Genomic DNA, 18,493 nt, shown 5'->3' on the forward strand with positions numbered 1-18,493 from the left:
ATGTCAATTTTGATAGTGAGTGGCACCAATCGACCCAATAGCCAAAGCTTTCAGGTCGCTAAAATTTGTCAGAAATTTTTAGACCAATTGGGTGAAAAATCCCGTGTACACTCTTTAGAGGAGTTTTGTGAAGATCTGGCCAATCCTGATTACTATCAGTCTGAATCTTGGACAAATGAAATGGTCAACTTTCAGGATCATTGGATATTTCCTGCTGTAAAATTTATTTTTGTAATTCCAGAATACAATGGAGGATTTCCGGGAGCGTTAAAGCTATGGCTGGATGTATTAAGTGTGAGAAATAGAGAGGAGTGCTTTGCTTTCAAAAAATTCGCTCTGATTGGAATTTCTGAGGGAAAATCTAGCAATATAAGAGGCTTGGATCATTTTCTTGCAATTGCGCGCTACTTTCAAATGATCGCTTTTCCCAAAACCGTTCATATGCCCGAAGTTCATAAAACACTTTTACATTGGAACGATGCCAATCCAATGTGGTCCAGATTGCAAAAACTCACCAATGACTTTTCAAAATTCTAATTTTTTCATTTTTTTTCTTTTAGCTGGGTTTATTAGTTGCAAATCGGTTTCAGAAGTTGATTCAAAGGCTGTTTTCCATTATAACCAACCAAACCCAATTGGCTCTTTGGATCCGGCTTTCGCAAAATCGCAAAACAATATTTGGGCAGTTGATCATATTTTTAATCAATTGGTGGATTTGAATGATGATCTTGAGATAACGCCCGAACTGGCTCATTCCTGGGAGATCACAGAGGATGGATTGCACTATATTTTTCATATCCGCACCGATGTTTGGTTTCACAAGGATCCTTGTTTTGGTGCTGATAGCTCAAGGCGGCTCTCTGCTGAAGATGTAAAGTTCAGCTTGTTGAGATTGATCAATCCTGAATTGAGCGCACCTGGAAGTTGGGTCTTTCAAGATAAGTTGGACGATCACAACCCAATTGAAGTCAACTATGACAGTACGCTGGTATTTCATTTGAAAAGTCCATTTTCACCTTTTTTAAGTCTGCTGACCATGCAATACTGCAGCATTTTGCCCCGTGAAGCAACGGAGTATTATGGGCTTGATATTCGATCCCATCCTGTGGGTACAGGACCCTTTTACTTGCACAAGTGGCTTGATCGTCAGGGTATATTTTTAAAGAAAAATCAGTTTTATTTTAAATCCGGATTACCATTGCTGAAGGGTGTCAGAATTAGTTTTGTGGAAGATCGCAATACGGCCTTTTTGGTATTTATGCGAAAGGGAATTGACTTTTTTTCAGGATTGCAATCTTCGTTTGGCGCGCAACTAATCGACGATCATGGGAATTTGCAATCCAAATTGCAGGATAAGATGCAAATGATCAAAGCCGAGTATTTAAATACAGAATACATTGGTATCAATCTTGAAGCACTGCCTGAATCTCATGCCTTACAAGATAAGAAATTCAGGAGAGCACTGAATATTGGCATCAACCGTGAGGAAATGATCCGTATTTTTCGCCATGGTCTGGCCTCTCCGGCAGAATTTGGATTTATACCATCCGTGTTAAAAGATTCTATCTATAAAGTAAGACGGATTTCATATCTCCCTGATTCCGCCAAAAAAATAATTCAGGACATTGGATATCAGAGTTTCTCAAATGAAGACAAACTTATTACCCTATATACCAACAAGGATTATTTGGATTTAATTTCCTATATCGCCCGACAGTGGCAAGAATTGGGAATACTTGTTCAAATTGAGTTAATGGAAACTGCAACTCTGCGCGAAAAGATGAGGGCAGGTACGGTGGGTATGTTTAGGGCATCCTGGATCGCCGACTACCCGGACCAAGAGAGTTTTGCCACCATATTTTACAGCAAGAATCCTGCTCCCCCAAATTACACGCGTTTTAAAAATGCTGCATACGATTCATTGTACGAGAAAGCCATTCAGGAAACCGAGGCTTCGGAAAGAAATTACCTTTATTTTAAAATGGAAACTATTTTGTGCGAAGAATCACCTGTAGTTTTCATATTATACGATCAAATCGCATTGTTTGCGCAGAAGAACATCACAGGATTGAAAGGTAATGCAATCAACTTATTAAAGTTGGAGCAGGTGCAGGATTTGGAATAACTGATTATCTGAGTTGGACAAATTTTAAACTTTCCGTTTCTCCCGATTCCAACATGCATTTTACTATAAACAATCCAGTTTCTCTAATTGTAAATTTTACTTTCGATGTATTAAGTCCTTCCATGTTTTCAACAGGAATTTTTCTTCCACCCAAATTAAAAACATCAAATCCAACGATATTAAGGTCTACGGAATGGAGACCAAATCCACCTGGAGTGGATCCTGTCTGTACAGTTACGAAGGAACCTTTGGTGATGGGTCCCAACTTTCGCTCAAATACAAATTTAGGGGTAAATGAAATGAGATTATTCCCCTCTGTAACTATGATTTCACAAATATTAGTAATGCAATTATAAAAATCCAAAACTTTATTGGATTTAAAAGTTAATATTGGATTATTTGAATTAAAATGATAATTTCTAGCAAATGGATCTGACCAAAGAAGTAAAAGAGAGTTTCCAGAAAGAACTGCATTTCCTGGTCCCAAACCACTTGGATCTGAGTTGATAAAAGAAAGTCCAAACACTTCGGACGAAGACATATTTAAGCAAAGTTGGATACCAGTAATTGGATTGTTATTAAATTCAAAGAAAACCTCATGCAAAAACTCCTCGTTGTTTTTGGTCGTCAGCACCTTTATAACAAATTCATCATTGGCTCTTGACATCAGGATCTCATCATCTTCTTTGAATTGACTTGCTCCACTTACATCTCCGTATTGGGCCATCCCAAATTCATTGGACTTTAATTTTTGGATCATATCAAGTAGTCGGACACTCTTGGTATACTGCTGACTCTTCAAAAATGGATTGATTGCCCAGGTGTAGGGACTGCTGACTGCTTGAAACCGATCCGTGATACCCAAAATAAACTTTCTGAGCTCATTGATATCCGCTGTGGTCACAGTTCCAGAATTGTTGACATCTGCTGCTGCGAGTTGCAGGGAAGTCAATTGGCTCATGCCTAAAATATGTCTTTGGATAAGAATAATATCCTGAGTAGTTATGCCGCTGTAATTAAAATTTGCCGGGGTATTTTTGGTGGGTATTAAAAAATAAAAATCTTTGGCCTCCGGAAAAGCATATTCACAATTGTATTTGTAATCTAGCAAAGTAAATTCAGGGGCAACAGGATCTACTAAATTTCTGATATAGACTGCATCAGGTTTTATTTCAGTCAGAAATTTGATGCCGAAGGAATCCTTGCAGCGGACTGGGTCAGGATCTGGGCCTCCGCCTCCGGACTTTACCCTCAAAGCTTTTGCAATCGCGCTATCCAGATTGACCTGGTTGGACCTGGTGTAGGTGATGTTAAATGTTACTTCTCCGTCGGGTGCGATAACAAGCATGGTAGGCGTGCCGTAATAAGGACCGAAAGTTCCAGATTTGTAGGGGGCAGTGGCTGCGAAACCTCCACCGTCAAAACCTACCCCTGGAAATGTTAAACCATGCTTTTGGGCATATCCCTTGACGTTGTTATTTTGATCCCAATTTTGAGTGCTGAGTTCAATAAATTCGACGCGATCTTTGCCAGAACCCCATTTGACATAGGATTGCTGTACCGTTGGAGCAATGCTATTGCACGGAGGACAATCCACAAAAAATAACTTGAGGACCACCACTTTTTCATGGTTGAGATAATCCGCGTAAAGGCGGTGGGTCTTTTGATTGTAATCCGTTACGGTAAAATCGGGGGCTTTTGCACAAAAGCAAGTGATTGGCAATAGGATGAGGAATAGAATAAACTGTTTCATGAAAACTATGTTTTGTCTTGCAAAGATAATAAACAGGTTTTTTAAAGTACCAAATAATTTTGAAAAAAATATTGAAAATCAAAGATTTGGGATTGATTCAATACCCTAAAGCCTGGGAATATCAGACTGAAATCCATCAACAATTAATTCTTGAAAAGAGATCTGGAAATGTAAAGAATCCCTCACCTCATGTCCTGATATTCTGCGAACATCCCCATGTATTTACTTTGGGCAAATCAGGCGATGAAGCCCATCTAAAGGTAAGCGAAGATCTACTCAGTGAAATGAATGCCGAATTTTTTAAAATCAACAGAGGAGGTGACATCACTTATCATGGTCCCGGGCAATTGGTGGTTTATCCCATCTTTGATTTAGACAGATTGCAAACCGATGTGCATTGGTATATCCGATCATTGGAAGAGGTTATCATCCGTACTTTGGCACATTTCGGACTGCAGGGAGAACGAGTCAATGAGTATACCGGCGTTTGGGTGGGTGCAAATTCTGCTAGCGCTCGAAAAATTTGTGCAATAGGGGTCCATTTAAGTCGATGGGTCAGTTTGCATGGACTGGCTTTTAATGTCAATACCAATCTTAATTATTTTAATCATATCGTACCTTGTGGGATCAATGACTCTTCCAAATCTGTCACCTCCCTTGAAAAAGAATTAGGTAAAAAGGTATTGATGGAAAATGTAAAGGAAATATTGCTGAAGCAATTCGTAGATGTTTTTGGATTGGAATTAATGGACACTTCTAATGAAACGGAATTAAATGTAAATTGAAATAGCATGAATTCTAAAACGGTAGCAGAATCGAAAACAGAAATGACCGAATTGGTTATGCCAAACGATACCAATATTCTCGGTAATTTGATGGGGGGTAACCTGATGCGTTGGATGGACATCGCGTCAGCGATTTGTGCCAGCAGACATTGTGGCGCCCACGTAGTAACTGTATCGGTCGATCATATGACTTTTCATGAACCGATCCGCCTTGCAGATGTCGTTACAATAAAGGCATCTGTCTCCAGGACATTCACAACATCCATTGAAGTGTTTTTAGAAGTATTCACCAAAGGAATTTTGGATCCTAATCCTAAAAAATCCAATCAGGCTTTTTTCACTTTTGTAGCCATCGACAAAGAAACGATGAAGCCAAAGCCTGTACCTCCTGTGGCCCCATTGACAGAAGAAGAAATCAAATTGTTTGATGAAGCAGCTGTTAGACGGGAATTCAGACTCATTGTAAGTGGCAAAATGAAACCATCCGATGCCAAATTGAGTAAGAATTTTTTTGAAGTGGTCAGAGAATTGTAATGTTTGAGTATCAAACAAAGAATGGAATATTTAAAGCTGTTAATGATTCAATTCTTTGACATGATGATTCGAACAATGACTTCCGCTGCTTTTTTGATATCCTGTACCGATACCCATTCTTTTTTAGAGTGAATTCCATGTTCTCCGGCAAATAAGTTCGGGCATGGTAATCCCATAAATGATAATCTGCTGCCATCGGTTCCTCCTCTTATTCGGCCTTTTTTGATTGGAATGCCGGCTTCTTTGATGGCTCTCTCTGCCAACTCAACGATTTCTGGTTTTGCAACCAGAATTTCTTTCATATTTCGGTATTGCTCCCTGCGTTGGATGTGAATGGTCGAAGCTGGATAATTTGACAAGACACGATTACAAATATTTTCTATTTCGGACAAATGTTTGGAAAGCATGGCGGTATCAAAATCGCGAATGATAAAATCAATCTCTGCTGATTCAAGTCCTCCTGAAATTTTGGTGGGGTGGACAAAACCTGAAACACCTTCTGTGGATTCAGGACTGAGTCGATCTTTGGGCAACAAACTGACTATCTCTGAGGCAATTTTAATGGCATTCTCCATTTTATTTTTGGCATAACCAGGATGGGTCGAAACTCCCTTAATTAAAATGGTGCAGGCATCCGCAGAAAAGGTTTCGTCCTCCAAACTTCCCAATTCGCCACCATCCAGTGTATATCCAAAGTCAGCATTTACTTTTTCAACGTTGACAAAATCAACTCCTTTGCCGATTTCTTCATCTGTTGTGAATAGGATAGACATTCCATGGTGAAGAATATCTGAATGATTGTTGATATACAATGCAGCCTCCATTATAGCACATACACCGGCCTTGTCGTCTGCCCCTAATAGAGTTTGTCCGGATGCCGTAATAATATCTTCACCAATTTTTGTGGCCAATTGCGGAAAGTCTTCGGAGCTAATTGTAATTTCCGGGTCATCTGGTAATTGGAGTGCCTGACCTTTGTAATTCTGATGTAATATAGGCAAGACATTTGTGCCAGAACAATCAGGTGCGGTGTCAACATGGGCGCAAAAAAAAATTCTTGGTCCGGGATTTGGAGAGTTGGGAGGAATCCATGCATATACATAGCCGTATTCATCACATTCTGCTTTTATGCCAGCTGAATTAAGTTCTTGAAATAACAATCGTGAAAGTACTTTTTGTTTTTCACTAGACGGAGAGGTCTTGGATTCCGGATCGGCCTGGGTATCTATCTTTGCATAACGTATGAAGCGTTCGGCTGTGGTATTAAATTTATTCGAAAAGTCCATTCATTTTTGTTTAAGCCCAAAATTAGAGAAATTTACCCAATGTGCAAACCACCAAGTCTGTGTAGCGTTATAGTTTACAATGCCAGATAAAATTATCGTCTTTTTCGACAATACCTGTCCAATGTGTCTTGGTTGGGTGAGATTTTTGATACAGAAGGATTCGAAGGGTGAATTTTATTTTTCAGATTTGTCATCTCAAACTGCGCAAAAGTTGCTTCTGGATCCTAAAAGAGACACAGTGGTATTGTGGAAGGAAGGAAAAATACACATCAAAAGTGAAGCCGCCATCGAACTGGGTAAATTGATAGGAGGGCCGTGGAGCTTGTTGGCAAAATCTATTGGTATTTTGCCCAAGCAATGGAGAGATTGGGTTTATGATCGAATCGCCAGCCATAGGGATTTTGGGCATTCTTGTGAATTACTGCCCATCGAGCAAAAATGGAGATTTTTAGCATAGGCCATATTTTAATGAGTATTATGGATAGTAATGAACTTGATTCGGTGGACTATCTTGTAAAATAGCTTATGCCAAATGGAACTTTTCTGGATAAATCAAAGTTATTACAGACTAACTGGGTAAAAGTAACCGGGGCTGAATGGAATCGACAGGAAATGTGATCGGTTGATAAGCATGCCGTAGCATGATAGTACACTACGCAAAAAACGTCTATCAAATCACAAATGGCAATACTTCTTTTGCTGTTGCAGCCTAATTCTAGGAGTTAGTTTGCATCTGTGCTATAGGACAGAAGTCTGATAAGTTCTTGTTGCGCATCAAAAAAACATCGGACTGGCAGAGTAGGAGTCCTGATTGCTCTGCAAGATTAAGGGAATAAGGAATTGAAAGGTGGTTTTCTGACCTCCTCAGTTCCTGACAAATAAACAGAAAACTAAGCATGTAGAAAGTGAATGGGTTCTTTCTCTGGACCGGGGTTCGAATCCCCGCAGCTCCACCATTTTTTTAAGTCAACGGATTAAAATCCAGCAAGATAGGCTTTGATAGCTTCGACCAACAAATCCCAGGTATCATCATTCTTCTACGGATAATCCTTGCGGGATAGCAGATTGTTTTCTGACATCAGACCTCATCAGCCCAGTGCTGACTTTTTGTTTCTCTTGAAAATTTTGTTTGATTGTATTGTTGAGAAGTGTTTTTTGGAATGGATAAACTTTTCCATTCTTCGCCTTTGTACATTTTGGCCAGATAAACGATCTGGCCCACGTGATAAGCATAATGCGCTAGTTGTCTATGAATGGCATCCCTTATGCTTAGACCTTCGTTGCGGATATAGACAGTCTGATCCAATTCCGCATCTTTTGTATCATCCAAGGCTTCAAATAAACAAGACCAGCCAAGGTCCCATATTCTTAAAACCTCTTCTTTAGTTTCTGCGGGATTTTCAAATTCCGAATCCCTGTTTCTCCATGCTTTCTCTCCATCACTTTGCTTGTAATTTGTCCATCGAGACAACATATTGCCAGAAAGATGTTTGACAATGATGGCGATGCTATTGATACCTTCAACGGGTTCGGATTTCAGAAATATTTCATCTATTTGATCCATGGCTTTGTCACCCAATTTTTTATAATATAAAAACAATTTTTTAAGGGACTCAATTTGATGGTTGTGTTTTGGCATTAATTTTTGTTTAGCAACAAAGTTAATTGTATTTTTGCCAGCAAAGTGGTTTAAATGAATGTTCAGCTTATGTCAAGAATTTGTCAGTTTTTAGTAAGCTTTTTACTTTTGGCTTTAATTTTTAATGCTCCTTATTCTGGAACTTCTCAAACCCTGCATTACGGATTTGAAGATTGGCTGGAATTTGAGTTGTATGACGAGCCCTTGGTTTTTGAATCAAGTAATTTCCAAAGCTTTTTTACATCATTCGAACCCAACGTGACTCAGGTACAGGGTTCCAATTCATCTGCTATTCGACTTGAAAGCAAAAAGGCCTTATTTGACAATACAATAACATCTGGCTTGATTTATGTAGGTGATTTGAGCAGCTTTCCCAATGGTGGAATCCCTTTTGAATCCAACATTCCTGATTCATTTTACATCACTGCAAGGTACAATATTGAGCCAAGTGATACGGGTATAATATTGTTGCTTTTCAAAAGATTTGGGTTTCCGGTTTCCGTCAACATTTTTCCATTAACTGGCGGAAACACCCAGTTTGAGAGATTGGCATTCCCTATCAGCCCTTCACCTATAGGAGCAGATTCCTTGGTTTTATTGTTTAGTTCCGGTGATTTGGAGGAACCAATAGAAGGATCGTTCATTGAAATCGATCAAATAAGAATCGGCACGGGAAATCTTCAAGTTCCAAACAGTGATTTTGAATTATGGGAGACTATCCGATTTGAAGAACCAGAAGAATGGACGGGTGCCAATCTGTTGTCTGCAATTTTTAGATGGCCAAAGTCCATTGAAAAATCAGACCAATCCAGCGAAGGGCAATATGCATTATCTCTTACCCAGCGCAGCATTCAAAAATTAGGACTTAATCAAAATACCGGATTTTGTTTTTTAGGACAAGAAGCCTCCGCTACACCAGAGTTCATTCCATACCCCACCGATGGCTTTAAATTATCCTTTGATTATCAATACGATCCGGTAAACAACGACACTGCCTGGTTTGTCGTAAGAGGTACTGATTCAGAACCTTTTGGATCGGATACTCTTATTTTGCTACAAATTCCTTTAACCAATTCGCCATCGTATAAAAAAATTGAGATAGAGTTAAATTCTCTTCCGGAGCCTGTTGATTCCATATTGTTAGAAATTTATCCGAGCAATGGATATCCTGGCAAGACGAGTGGACAGCTTGTTGTCACGGATGGTAGTCGGTTGCTAATAGATAACATCGTTTTAGGCGAAGTTTCAGGAATCGAGAAGGTAGATGGACCGAATCTTATTTTTTATCCCAATCCAGTTTGTGATTGGTTTCAAGTAGAAGGCTTGCAGACAGGAGATCATTTAAAGATTTACGACAGTCAATCCTTGCTAATCGTACAAAATCAAGTTGTTTCGGAAAGTATTAATATGAATCTTGTTGGACATCCTCCGGGTCTTTATTTTTTGGTGATAGAGCGTTCTGGCAAAACCCAAATTAAATCTTTCATTTTACAAAAACCTTAAAAATGCTGAACACGAAAATTGCTGGAATTGGCTATTATATTCCGGATAGGGTAGTGCCCAATTCAGAACTGGTCAAAATGATGGATACTTCTGATGAGTGGATACAGGAGAGAACAGGAATCAAGGAAAGGAGATACGGTCACCCCCATAAAGAAACCACCACCACCATGGGTGCAAGGGCAGCAGAAATAGCGGTTGAAAGAGCAGGTATCCAGAAAGAAGACATTGACCTGATTATATTTGCCACACTTAGTCCTGATTATTTTTTTCCGGGTTGCGGTGTTTTGGTTCAGAGAGAACTTAAAATTACACATAAAGAAATGCCGGCATTGGATATACGAAATCAATGTTCGGGCTTTGTTTATGGACTTGCTGTTGCGAATGCTTTCATAAAGAGTGGCCAGTATAAAAATATTTTGTTGATTGGTTCTGAAATGCATTCCATGGGTTTGGATTTTACTGACCGAGGAAGAAATGTAACGGTCATTTTTGGTGATGGGGCAGGCGCAGCCATTCTCCAAGCTACTACTGAGCAGGAAAAAGGTGTGCTTTCCACCCATCTGCACTCTGATGGAACCCATGCAGAAGAATTGGCCTTTATCAATCCCGGTTGTCATGGCGGGCATCATTTAGGCACTGATCGGTTTGGATATCCTGAGCAGGAGTATGGAGGTATTTTTCTCACAGAAAAAATGTGGCAGGATCAAGACATTTTTCCGAATATGAATGGACAACTTGTGTTCAAAACAGCTGTGACTAAATTTCCTGCTGTAATCCAGGAAGCTTTGGCTCAAAATGGATTGACACCTGCAGACATTGATATGTTGATTCCCCATCAGGCTAATTTGCGAATTGCGCAATTTGTACAAAAGACTTTAGGTCTCAGAGATGATCAGGTCTGGAACAACATCCAAAAGTATGGCAACACCACAGCAGCATCTGTCCCAATTGCTTTATGCGAAGCCTGGGAAGCTGGCAAAATCCAAACAGGGGATTTAGTTTGCTTGGCGGCATTTGGTAGTGGATTTACTTGGGGTTCAGCTTTGATCAGATGGTAATGGATCAGGTAATCCCTGTTGACATTTTGGCCATCGGTGTGCATCCTGATGATGTAGAACTTTCCTGTTCGGGTAGTCTTTTGGCAAATCGCACAAAGGGATTTCGATTTGGAATCCTTGATTTGACGAAGGGAGAATTGGGTACCCGTGGCAATGCGGATTTAAGGGTGAAAGAGGCTGCCGCCGCCGCTCAAATTTTGGGATCAGATTTCAGGAAAATATTAAACATGAAGGATGGTTTTTTCCAAATAGATCAATCTCACATCCTGCCCATTGTTGAAATTATTCGCGAAGCAAAACCTCAATACGTGCTTGCCAATGCCATTGTAGACAGACACCCTGACCACGGACGAGCAGCACAATTGATCAATGAAGCTTGTTTTTATTCGGGACTAAGGAAAATAGAGACTGATTATATTGGTAAGGAACAAGCGCCATGGAGGCCCAAAGCTGTCTATTTCTATGTTCAGGACTATGTCAGTACTCCGGATTTGGTGGTGGATACCACTGGGTTTATGGATCAAAAGCTGGAAGCCATTAAAGCATTCAATTCTCAATTTTACAAGGAAGGGTCAACCGAACCAGAGTCACCCATATCTTCAAAAGATTTTTTGGATTTCATCAAATCCCGAGACAAAGTTATGGGAAGATACATTGGTGTGGAATATGGAGAAGGTTTTAAAGTTGCACGCCCCATTGGCGTCAGAAGTTTTAATGGGTTGGTGTAAGTATGATTCACAATGACTTGAGAGCAGCGCACCCAAATGGATCATTTCGAAAATCCCCAGTTTAGGCCAATTCCAAATCTTGGGCCAATTTGAAAATGTAGGTCAGCGGCCAGGTCGATTGAGAGCTGATTCTTTAGATTTAGGCCTGCACCAAATGAAAAACTCCCTAAAGTTTTCGCCCCCATTCGGATAGAGAAAGCCTTGCGCAGCTGATATTCCAAACCCAGATGGCCATTCATGGGAAATTCACCTGATTTTTGAGCTCCAAAATAGATTAGCAATCCTTGGGAAGGTTCGTAGCAAAAACCCAGTCGATAATCACTTTGAAATAGTACTCCCTTCTGGATCTCGATTGGAATTGGATTGCGAACCAATACACCCAGGCTGATAGAACTGTTCAATTTTGTTTGTATTCCAATTTCAGGAATCAGACCCAATGAGTTCATCGATTCGGGAAATTGCTTTGACAATAGGGAAAGTCCAATCCCTATGGACGATTGAGCTCCTATTTTTTGTCCAAAACCGATTCCTGCCAAAATTTCATTTAAATAGCCTGAGCCTTCTCTCTGAATATAGACACCGATCCCCTGCCTGGAGCTAAGTTTCATTCCGGCAGTGATGCTTAAAAATGACAGACTGCCATTCCTGATATATGGATGTGAAATGACTCCCAATTGAAATGGATTCAGAAAAACAGCATGGGCAGGGTTGTTCATTGCAGTCGTTGGTGAGCCCATTACTACGCCGGTTTGTGACATTCCTGCTGCTCTGATATCTCCAGATTGATGAATCAGTGAATATTGGGACCATGAGTGACAAGACGTTGTCAGCCAAAGTGCCAAAGCAATCAATCTAGAAATCAAGTGTTGCATTTCTCGATGCCAAGTTATATCAAATTGTTAAATTGGGATCAATAATCCAAATTTTTTAAAATTAAATTAGTTTTGTACTTTGATCCAATTCATTATGAAAGAAAAGTTTGTTGAAGACATTCAAAAATCCTATTTATTCAAAGGAGATAGTTTTTTCTTGGGTTGTGGGTTTTATGACAATATGGTGGTATCTGAGGCAAGGGTAAGTCTTCCCATTAAAATGTTTAATCGTCATGGTCTAATTGCGGGGGCAACAGGTACCGGTAAAACCAAAACACTTCAGGTATTGGCAGAGCAATTGTCCCAAAAAGGCGTTTCATCACTACTATTGGATATCAAAGGTGATTTGAGCGGAATTGCAGCAGAAGGAGCCAGCAACCCAAAAATTATAGAGAGGCACCAATTGTTGAATGAAGAGTGGAAGTCATTTGCCAGCCCGGTCGAATTTTTGACATTAAGCGACCAACCAGGAACCAGACTCAGAGCAACAGTTTCAGAATTTGGACCTGTATTGCTTTCCAAAATTTTAAACTTAAATGACACCCAACAAGGAGTTGTGGCTTTAATATTTAAATTTTGTGACGACAGGGCTTTGCCATTGCTGGACTTAAGAGATTTGAAAAAAGTATTGCAATATGTTTCTAACGAGGGCAAGAATGAAATCATTCAAGAATTTGGTTCTGTATCATCTACCTCCGTTGGAACCATATTGCGTAAAATCATTGAACTGGAACAACAAGGAGCAGAATCGTTTTTTGGTGAGCGCAGTTTTGAGGTGGAAGACCTTGTTAGAACCAACCGTGAAGGACATGGAATGGTGAGTATATTGCGAGTGGTGGACATCCAAGACAAGCCGAAATTTTTTAGTACATTCATGTTGCAAATACTTGCAGAGATCTATTCGAAATTTCCTGAGGAAGGCGATCCGGATAAACCCAAGTTGGTCATGTTTTTGGATGAAGCTCATTTGTTGTTTGAAGAAGCTTCAGAAGCATTGTTAAACCAAATGGAAACCATTATCAAACTTATTCGCTCCAAAGGAATAGGTTTGATTTTTATAACACAAAATCCGATTGACATTCCAGCATCCATTTTAAGTCAACTCGGGATGAAAATCCAACATGCACTCAGAGCATTTACCGCAAAGGACAGAAAGGCAATAAAGATGGCTGCAGAAAATTATCCGGAAACCAATTTTTACAATGTATCTAAAATAATTACTGAGTTGGGGATAGGGGAGGCATTGGTTACAGCGTTGAATGAAAAAGGAATTCCTACGGCCCTTGTGCATACCATGCTAAGAGCGCCTGAATCAAGAATGGATGTATTGAAAGAAGATGAAATTTTATCCATAGTTAGAAAATCAGAAATTGCTGGATATTACAATGAGCAAATCAATCGCGAAAGTGCTGAAGAGATATTGAGTAAAAAGTTGGAAGATTTTAATAGAAATTTTCCAGAAAAAGAAACTCAAAACAGCCGTACTGGAAAGCATGAGAAATCTACAGTAGAGAAGGTGCTTGGAAGTCCAACCGCCAGATCATTGGGCAATACTGTGGTCAGGGAAGTGACCCGGGGATTGATGGGCATGCTGGGTATCAAAACAAGAAGTACTACCAGAAAAAGTACTACAGGTTGGTTTTAAATAAACATTATTAAACGAAAAGTAGAGATTGGTATTGATTATTTTTCAGTCTTCTATACACCAGTGAATCGGTGCAAGATTTTGAGTGGTTAAAAATTGATTTGTTTTTGAAAAGTGGCAATTTCCGAAAAATCCATTACCAGCCAAGGGCGAAGGGTGTGGGCTTTCTAAAACCAGATGCTTTGCGCCATCAATAAATACTCTTTTTGATTTTGCAAAATTGCCCCAAAGTAAAAATACAATTCCATTCTTCTGCAAACTAATCTGTGAAATTATAAAATCGGTGAAGCGATGCCATCCGATGTTTCGATGTGAATTGGGTTTATCTTTCTCCACAGTAAGAGAAGCATTCAGTAGCAATACTCCTTGTCTTGCCCAGGCAGTCAGATCACCGTGTGTTGGGATTGGGCAAGCCAGATCCCGATTCAATTCTTTAAAAATGTTCTTAAGTGAGGGAGGTTGCGGCATTGACCTTGGCACAGAGAAACACAAACCCATTGCCTCTCCGTGTCCATGATATGGATCCTGACCAAGGACAACCACTTTTATTTTTTCCCATGGAGTTAATGCAAAGGCATTGAATATCAAGGGTCCAGGCGGATAGATGACAGTACCTGCCTTTTTTAGTTCTTTAAGTTGTGTCGTTAGTTGAATAAAATACTCTTTCTCAAATTCAGTTTGTATTTGAGTTTTCCAGGAATTTTCTATTTGGACTTCCATTAAACTAATGTAAAAAAAATCTACTGTAAATTGTTTAATTTCCGTAACTTCATCCCAAATTAAAGGAATAAATGATGAGTATTTTACAATTTATCTGGTGTTTACTTGTTTTGTTGCCCACTTTCATTTTTTCTCAACCAAAGAAGCAATGGACAAAATCATATGGTGGCAATGGCGGTGAATACACAAACAAGGCCATTGTGTTTGATGATAGTTTGATTCTCGCTGTCGGAAGATCCAATTCAAGTAATTTGGGTTCAAAAGGATTGGATGACGGGGCCCTGTGTTTTTTTAATAAAAATGGTGGGCTTAATCACATTAAAACTTTCGGATCCCCCTCGAACGATGTTTTCAATGGGGTGAGCAAGATGCCAAACGGTAATTTGATTTGTGCTGGAAATGCCAATGGTCAGGGTGGCGATGTATCTACTCAGTATGGATTGCTAGATGGATGGATGTTAATGTATAACCCAATTACAAGGATGAAAGTCTGGGAAAAGAATTATGGCGGATCCAACAATGATCAAATCAATGATGTCAGTTTTCTGGAAGCGGGCAAAATAATTTTCGTTGGTGGAACCAGATCAACTGATCGAGATCTAAATGCCAACAAGGGTAATTTTGACATAATGGTTGGCACAGCAGATGAATCAGGCACTGTCGTTAGGGTTAGAAATTTTGGGGGAACCCGTGAAGACATAGCCCGTAAAATAATGAATGCAGGAGGTGGCGAATTTTGGGTAGCTGGTGAAACCCAATCTTCCGAAGAAGGGGATTTCAATGGCTTAAAAAACAAAGGAGGAAGAGACATATTCTTAATGCGGTTTAATCGCAATACTTCACTCTTGAAGACCACCATTTACGGCAGTCTTGGAGACGATTTGGTAGGTGACATGGTAGCTTTTCGCGATGGTTCAGTATTAATTGCTTCCACGATTAACGGTGGAGGTGGGGATGTGGATTCCACTTATGGCTCCAAGGATATTTTCTTATTGAAATTGGATCGTGAAGGAAGTATTCTTTGGAAGAAAACAATTGGTGGAACCGGTGATGAAGAATTGTCAGCATTGGTTTTAGATCAAAATGAAGAAATTATTTTATTGACAAGTTCGAATTCAGCAGATGGACATTTTCCGATCAATTATGGTGAAAAAGACATCAATATCGTCAAGTTGGATAAAGATGGCAATCATCTTTGGACACAGAATTACGGTGGACGACGGACAGAAACAGAAGGGTCCATCGCCATTGACGATGAAAATTTGATTTTTACCGTAAACGCCAGTTTTAGCATTGATCGCGATTTAGATACAAGCAATACCAATACACCGAATTTTTGGATCATGCATTTGTATGAATGTCCATACATCGAAAATGAAATCGTCCGGGAAATTTGCTTGGGAGATAGTGTTGAGATAAATGGCAAATTGTATTATCTCGGAAATGATAAGGGATTTGACACTTTGGTGGGATCTTCCTTTAGGGGATGTGATTCTGTATTAAAAATTCAAGTGTATTTCAACTCCCCTTCGACAGAATTTTTGAGAGATACATTGTGTGACAATGGCACTGCAACAATTAATGGTGTTGTTTTTGATAAGAATAAAAAGGACCATGTATTTTTACTATCCAACCAATATGGCTGCGATAGCAATTTAATCGTCAACTTGCATTTTACGGAGCCAATATCTATAAGAGATACAACCATAGTCCATGACAATGGAACAGGCAATGGTCGAATTCAAGTCAATCTCCAAGGTGGAACCGGACCTTATATTTACAACTGGAGCAATGGATTTTCAAGTTCACAAATTGTCAATCTTATAGCAGGGAGATATACCTTAACAGTGACTGATGCGAGATCTTGTGTAGAAATGTTTTCTTTTATCGTTCGATCTACCGTTTCTTCAGACAATCAACAGTTTTCAAATATAAAATGGCATAGAGCACAGGAAAGCTGGTTTTTTGAACTTGAATCTGGTTTAGAATCAATTGAGATATTCTCTCCAGAAGGCCAAAATTTGTTTTTCAATAATGATTCCTCGCAAAGATATGAATGTAATGTTCAGAGTTTGCCGGAAGGACTATTGATTGCTGTAATCAAAACAATGGATGGCCGACAACAAATTCTTAAATTTGTCAACCACAGATAAGAAATCCAATTATATTTGCGCCTCTTTTCGACTTTTTCTAATGGAAAGAGCATCAACTTGGGCATTTTGCTCTGCATTTTATACAGTGCTGGGGCGTGCAAAAAACTCAAAAGTTAGCAAAGGACTGAAAGCAGATTTGATAGATGATGATTAACAGGTTCCGTAGCTCAGCTGGATAGAGCATCTGCCTTCTAAGCAGAGGGTCTCAGGTTCGAATCCTGACGGAATCACGATTAGAGCCATAAATATTTGTATTACAAGTATTTGTGGCTTTTTTGTTTTAAAATAAAAACCCGACTTTTTAAGGGTCGGGTTTAAATAAGCCCAATCAATGGAACAAGATCTTTACTTTTACCTTTTGACCAGGTTTAGAATAATTGTTAACTCAGCGTAAAGATATAAGTCAATATTCTGGTAAATAATTAAAAAATCTTAATTATTCACGATCCATAAGAGGAGATTTTGTAAAATTCAGAAAAGCAATCGCTCGTAATAGTAAATAGAACAAAGCTTTACAATTCTCTATTTGATAGGAATTAATAGGTCAAGGGAGTAAATGGAATATTGCTATTGCGAACAAGTAAAAGATAAAAAAAAATACGGATTCTTAGAAATACCTACCGACATGGAAAACTATAAACGAATTTTCCATCCACATGGCAACTTGAATTCCCACAGTACGGAATGGCCAATATGGTAATTTCCATTTTAGTCATACGCTGGTTCTGGGGTAAAATATCTCTAAATACAATATTTGGAACAAAGGAATAGCGATATAGCCCTGGTCTAACTTCAGTCATATAAAATTCTTTGGCATCCTGTATGGTCAATAAGTTAGAAGATCTATAAGTGTTACCTTCATTGGACTCAACTCTTATCAGAACTGCAAAATCTGACTTGTCTTTTAGATGGATATTGTTTTCAAGCTGATAATTGTAATAAAACACAAATGGTTCGTCAGATCTGTAATTATTGGATTCAAAATGGGTCGAAGGGAAAGCCATCACTTTGGCATCTCCAAGAGGCAGACTGTCATTGAGCTGTATTTGGCTTAAGCTGATTTGTAAGTAAAACAACAGACTCGCACAGATCATTTTAATTCAATTTTTGATATTGGTAGATGAATTTGTTTTCCGGCAGTGTTTGGCTTAAATGGCAATCATGGTTTTGTCGGTGATATTCCCAAATAAGGGTGGATGAACCTGAAGGATGATGATGGAGCTCAATAGAAATCGAATAAATCAGGCCCGCCTGGTCTTTTACAATCATTTTATTCTGATTGGTTTCTAACACGATTTGAAAGTTTCCGAAATAAGGAATATAATGCAAAGAGCTGCCAGGTGCCAAAACATAGTCACTTTCAAACATAATTAAGGTGGATGGGTTATTGCCTACCATGATTGAAGTGACATCTTCTGCGTATTTTATCCCAAAATCCGGATGATACATGAGGATTTTGGTTAATTGCCATTCACCGGTCAAACCAGGTAAGCAGTCAGACGAATGACAATCGGTGGTAGTAGCATGGTGGACACAGTTGCTTATAAAAAGTAAAAGGCCAATTGAAATAGCAAAAGTTTTAAGAATACCTGGTTTAGAATATATTTCGCCACGGTGCATCATACCCCCATCAAAGATATTTATTATGGTCAATCAGTCAACCAAAGATACAATTATTTATAACAACTGTTA

At 39.1% G+C, this 18,493-nt stretch carries 17 protein-coding genes, 1 tRNA gene and 1 other RNA gene; 12 read left to right on the forward strand and 7 right to left on the reverse strand.

All coding sequences use genetic code 11. The annotated features are described in order from the left end of the window. Together IPM48_11510 and IPM48_11515 are read left to right on the forward strand one after the other, a co-directional pair. Positions 1 to 537, forward strand: a complete 537-nt coding sequence (locus IPM48_11510; protein MBK9272211.1) for an NAD(P)H-dependent oxidoreductase — start codon at positions 1 to 3, stop codon at positions 535 to 537. A gap of 106 nt (positions 538 to 643) precedes the next feature. After that, complete coding sequence (locus tag IPM48_11515) at positions 644 to 2,125, forward strand: ABC transporter substrate-binding protein (protein MBK9272212.1); 1,482 nt, start codon at positions 644 to 646, stop codon at positions 2,123 to 2,125. Positions 2,126 to 2,129: 4 nt separating this feature from the next. On the opposite strand, the gene IPM48_11520 is transcribed toward IPM48_11515, so the two are convergent. Then, a complete protein-coding gene (locus IPM48_11520) occupies positions 2,130 to 3,878 on the reverse strand; it encodes a redoxin domain-containing protein (GenBank protein ID MBK9272213.1) in 1,749 nt (582 codons plus the stop codon). A 59-nt stretch (positions 3,879 to 3,937) separates the two neighbouring features. Between IPM48_11520 and lipB the strand changes: the two genes are divergently transcribed. Both lipB and IPM48_11530 read left to right on the forward strand, forming a co-directional pair. Next, the gene (gene lipB / locus IPM48_11525) at positions 3,938 to 4,663 is read left to right on the forward strand and encodes a lipoyl(octanoyl) transferase LipB (protein ID MBK9272214.1); all 726 of its coding nucleotides are present in this window, start codon (positions 3,938 to 3,940) and stop codon (positions 4,661 to 4,663) included. Positions 4,664 to 4,669: 6 nt separating this feature from the next. After that, positions 4,670 to 5,197 (forward strand): acyl-CoA thioesterase, encoded by a 528-nt coding sequence (locus tag IPM48_11530; GenBank protein ID MBK9272215.1) that lies wholly within the window; start codon positions 4,670 to 4,672, stop codon positions 5,195 to 5,197. A gap of 47 nt (positions 5,198 to 5,244) precedes the next feature. On the opposite strand, the gene pepT is transcribed toward IPM48_11530, so the two are convergent. Beyond that, complete coding sequence (pepT, locus tag IPM48_11535) at positions 5,245 to 6,483, reverse strand: peptidase T (GenBank protein MBK9272216.1); 1,239 nt, start codon at positions 6,481 to 6,483, stop codon at positions 5,245 to 5,247. A 79-nt stretch (positions 6,484 to 6,562) separates the two neighbouring features. On the opposite strand from pepT, the gene IPM48_11540 reads away from it, so the two are divergent. Next, a complete protein-coding gene (locus IPM48_11540) occupies positions 6,563 to 6,940 on the forward strand; it encodes a DUF393 domain-containing protein (GenBank protein ID MBK9272217.1) in 378 nt (125 codons plus the stop codon). 131 nt (positions 6,941 to 7,071) lie between these two features. Further along, positions 7,072 to 7,439, forward strand: a transfer-messenger RNA (tmRNA) gene (ssrA, locus tag IPM48_11545). A gap of 122 nt (positions 7,440 to 7,561) precedes the next feature. Here ssrA and IPM48_11550 read toward each other — a convergent pair. Then, a complete protein-coding gene (locus IPM48_11550; GenBank protein ID MBK9272218.1) occupies positions 7,562 to 8,122 on the reverse strand; it encodes a DUF1572 family protein in 561 nt (186 codons plus the stop codon). A 69-nt stretch (positions 8,123 to 8,191) separates the two neighbouring features. Here IPM48_11550 and IPM48_11555 point away from each other — a divergent pair, with 69 nt between their 5' ends. From IPM48_11555 to bshB1, 3 genes are read left to right on the forward strand one after another with little or no spacing between them, the layout of a single operon-like run. After that, positions 8,192 to 9,625 (forward strand): T9SS type A sorting domain-containing protein, encoded by a 1,434-nt coding sequence (locus tag IPM48_11555; GenBank protein ID MBK9272219.1) that lies wholly within the window; start codon positions 8,192 to 8,194, stop codon positions 9,623 to 9,625. 5 nt (positions 9,626 to 9,630) lie between these two features. Beyond that, entirely contained in the window at positions 9,631 to 10,683 is a 1,053-nt protein-coding gene (locus tag IPM48_11560) for a ketoacyl-ACP synthase III (GenBank protein MBK9272220.1), read from the forward strand. 11 nt (positions 10,684 to 10,694) lie between these two features. Continuing rightward, positions 10,695 to 11,411: a bacillithiol biosynthesis deacetylase BshB1 gene (gene bshB1 / locus IPM48_11565; GenBank protein MBK9272221.1), complete on the forward strand. Its 717-nt coding sequence runs from the start codon at positions 10,695 to 10,697 to the stop codon at positions 11,409 to 11,411. 41 nt (positions 11,412 to 11,452) lie between these two features. Here the strand turns inward: bshB1 and IPM48_11570 are convergent, their stop codons facing one another. Continuing rightward, positions 11,453 to 12,283, reverse strand: coding sequence for a hypothetical protein (locus tag IPM48_11570; protein ID MBK9272222.1), 831 nt, complete (start codon positions 12,281 to 12,283; stop codon positions 11,453 to 11,455). A 94-nt stretch (positions 12,284 to 12,377) separates the two neighbouring features. On the opposite strand from IPM48_11570, the gene IPM48_11575 reads away from it, so the two are divergent. Further along, positions 12,378 to 13,928 (forward strand): DUF853 family protein, encoded by a 1,551-nt coding sequence (locus tag IPM48_11575; GenBank protein MBK9272223.1) that lies wholly within the window; start codon positions 12,378 to 12,380, stop codon positions 13,926 to 13,928. Between the two features lie 45 nt (positions 13,929 to 13,973). Here the strand turns inward: IPM48_11575 and ung are convergent, their stop codons facing one another. Beyond that, positions 13,974 to 14,648 carry a uracil-DNA glycosylase gene (gene ung, locus IPM48_11580; protein ID MBK9272224.1) on the reverse strand — a complete coding sequence of 225 codons (675 nt, stop codon included), beginning with the start codon at positions 14,646 to 14,648 and terminating at the stop codon, positions 13,974 to 13,976. A 74-nt stretch (positions 14,649 to 14,722) separates the two neighbouring features. Here ung and IPM48_11585 point away from each other — a divergent pair, with 74 nt between their 5' ends. Continuing rightward, positions 14,723 to 16,801: a SprB repeat-containing protein gene (locus tag IPM48_11585; protein MBK9272225.1), complete on the forward strand. Its 2,079-nt coding sequence runs from the start codon at positions 14,723 to 14,725 to the stop codon at positions 16,799 to 16,801. Positions 16,802 to 16,957: 156 nt separating this feature from the next. Further along, positions 16,958 to 17,031: transfer RNA gene (locus IPM48_11590), tRNA-Arg, on the forward strand. Between the two features lie 387 nt (positions 17,032 to 17,418). On the opposite strand, the gene IPM48_11595 is transcribed toward IPM48_11590, so the two are convergent. Beyond that, on the reverse strand, positions 17,419 to 17,895 hold the full coding sequence (locus IPM48_11595; GenBank protein ID MBK9272226.1) for a hypothetical protein: 477 nt from the start codon (positions 17,893 to 17,895) through the stop codon (positions 17,419 to 17,421). A 1-nt stretch (position 17,896) separates the two neighbouring features. Further along, on the reverse strand, positions 17,897 to 18,421 hold the full coding sequence (locus IPM48_11600; protein ID MBK9272227.1) for a hypothetical protein: 525 nt from the start codon (positions 18,419 to 18,421) through the stop codon (positions 17,897 to 17,899). Between the last annotated feature and the right edge of the window lie 72 nt (positions 18,422 to 18,493).

Source organism: Saprospiraceae bacterium (assembly GCA_016715965.1).
Lineage (GTDB): Bacteria > Bacteroidota > Bacteroidia > Chitinophagales > Saprospiraceae > Vicinibacter.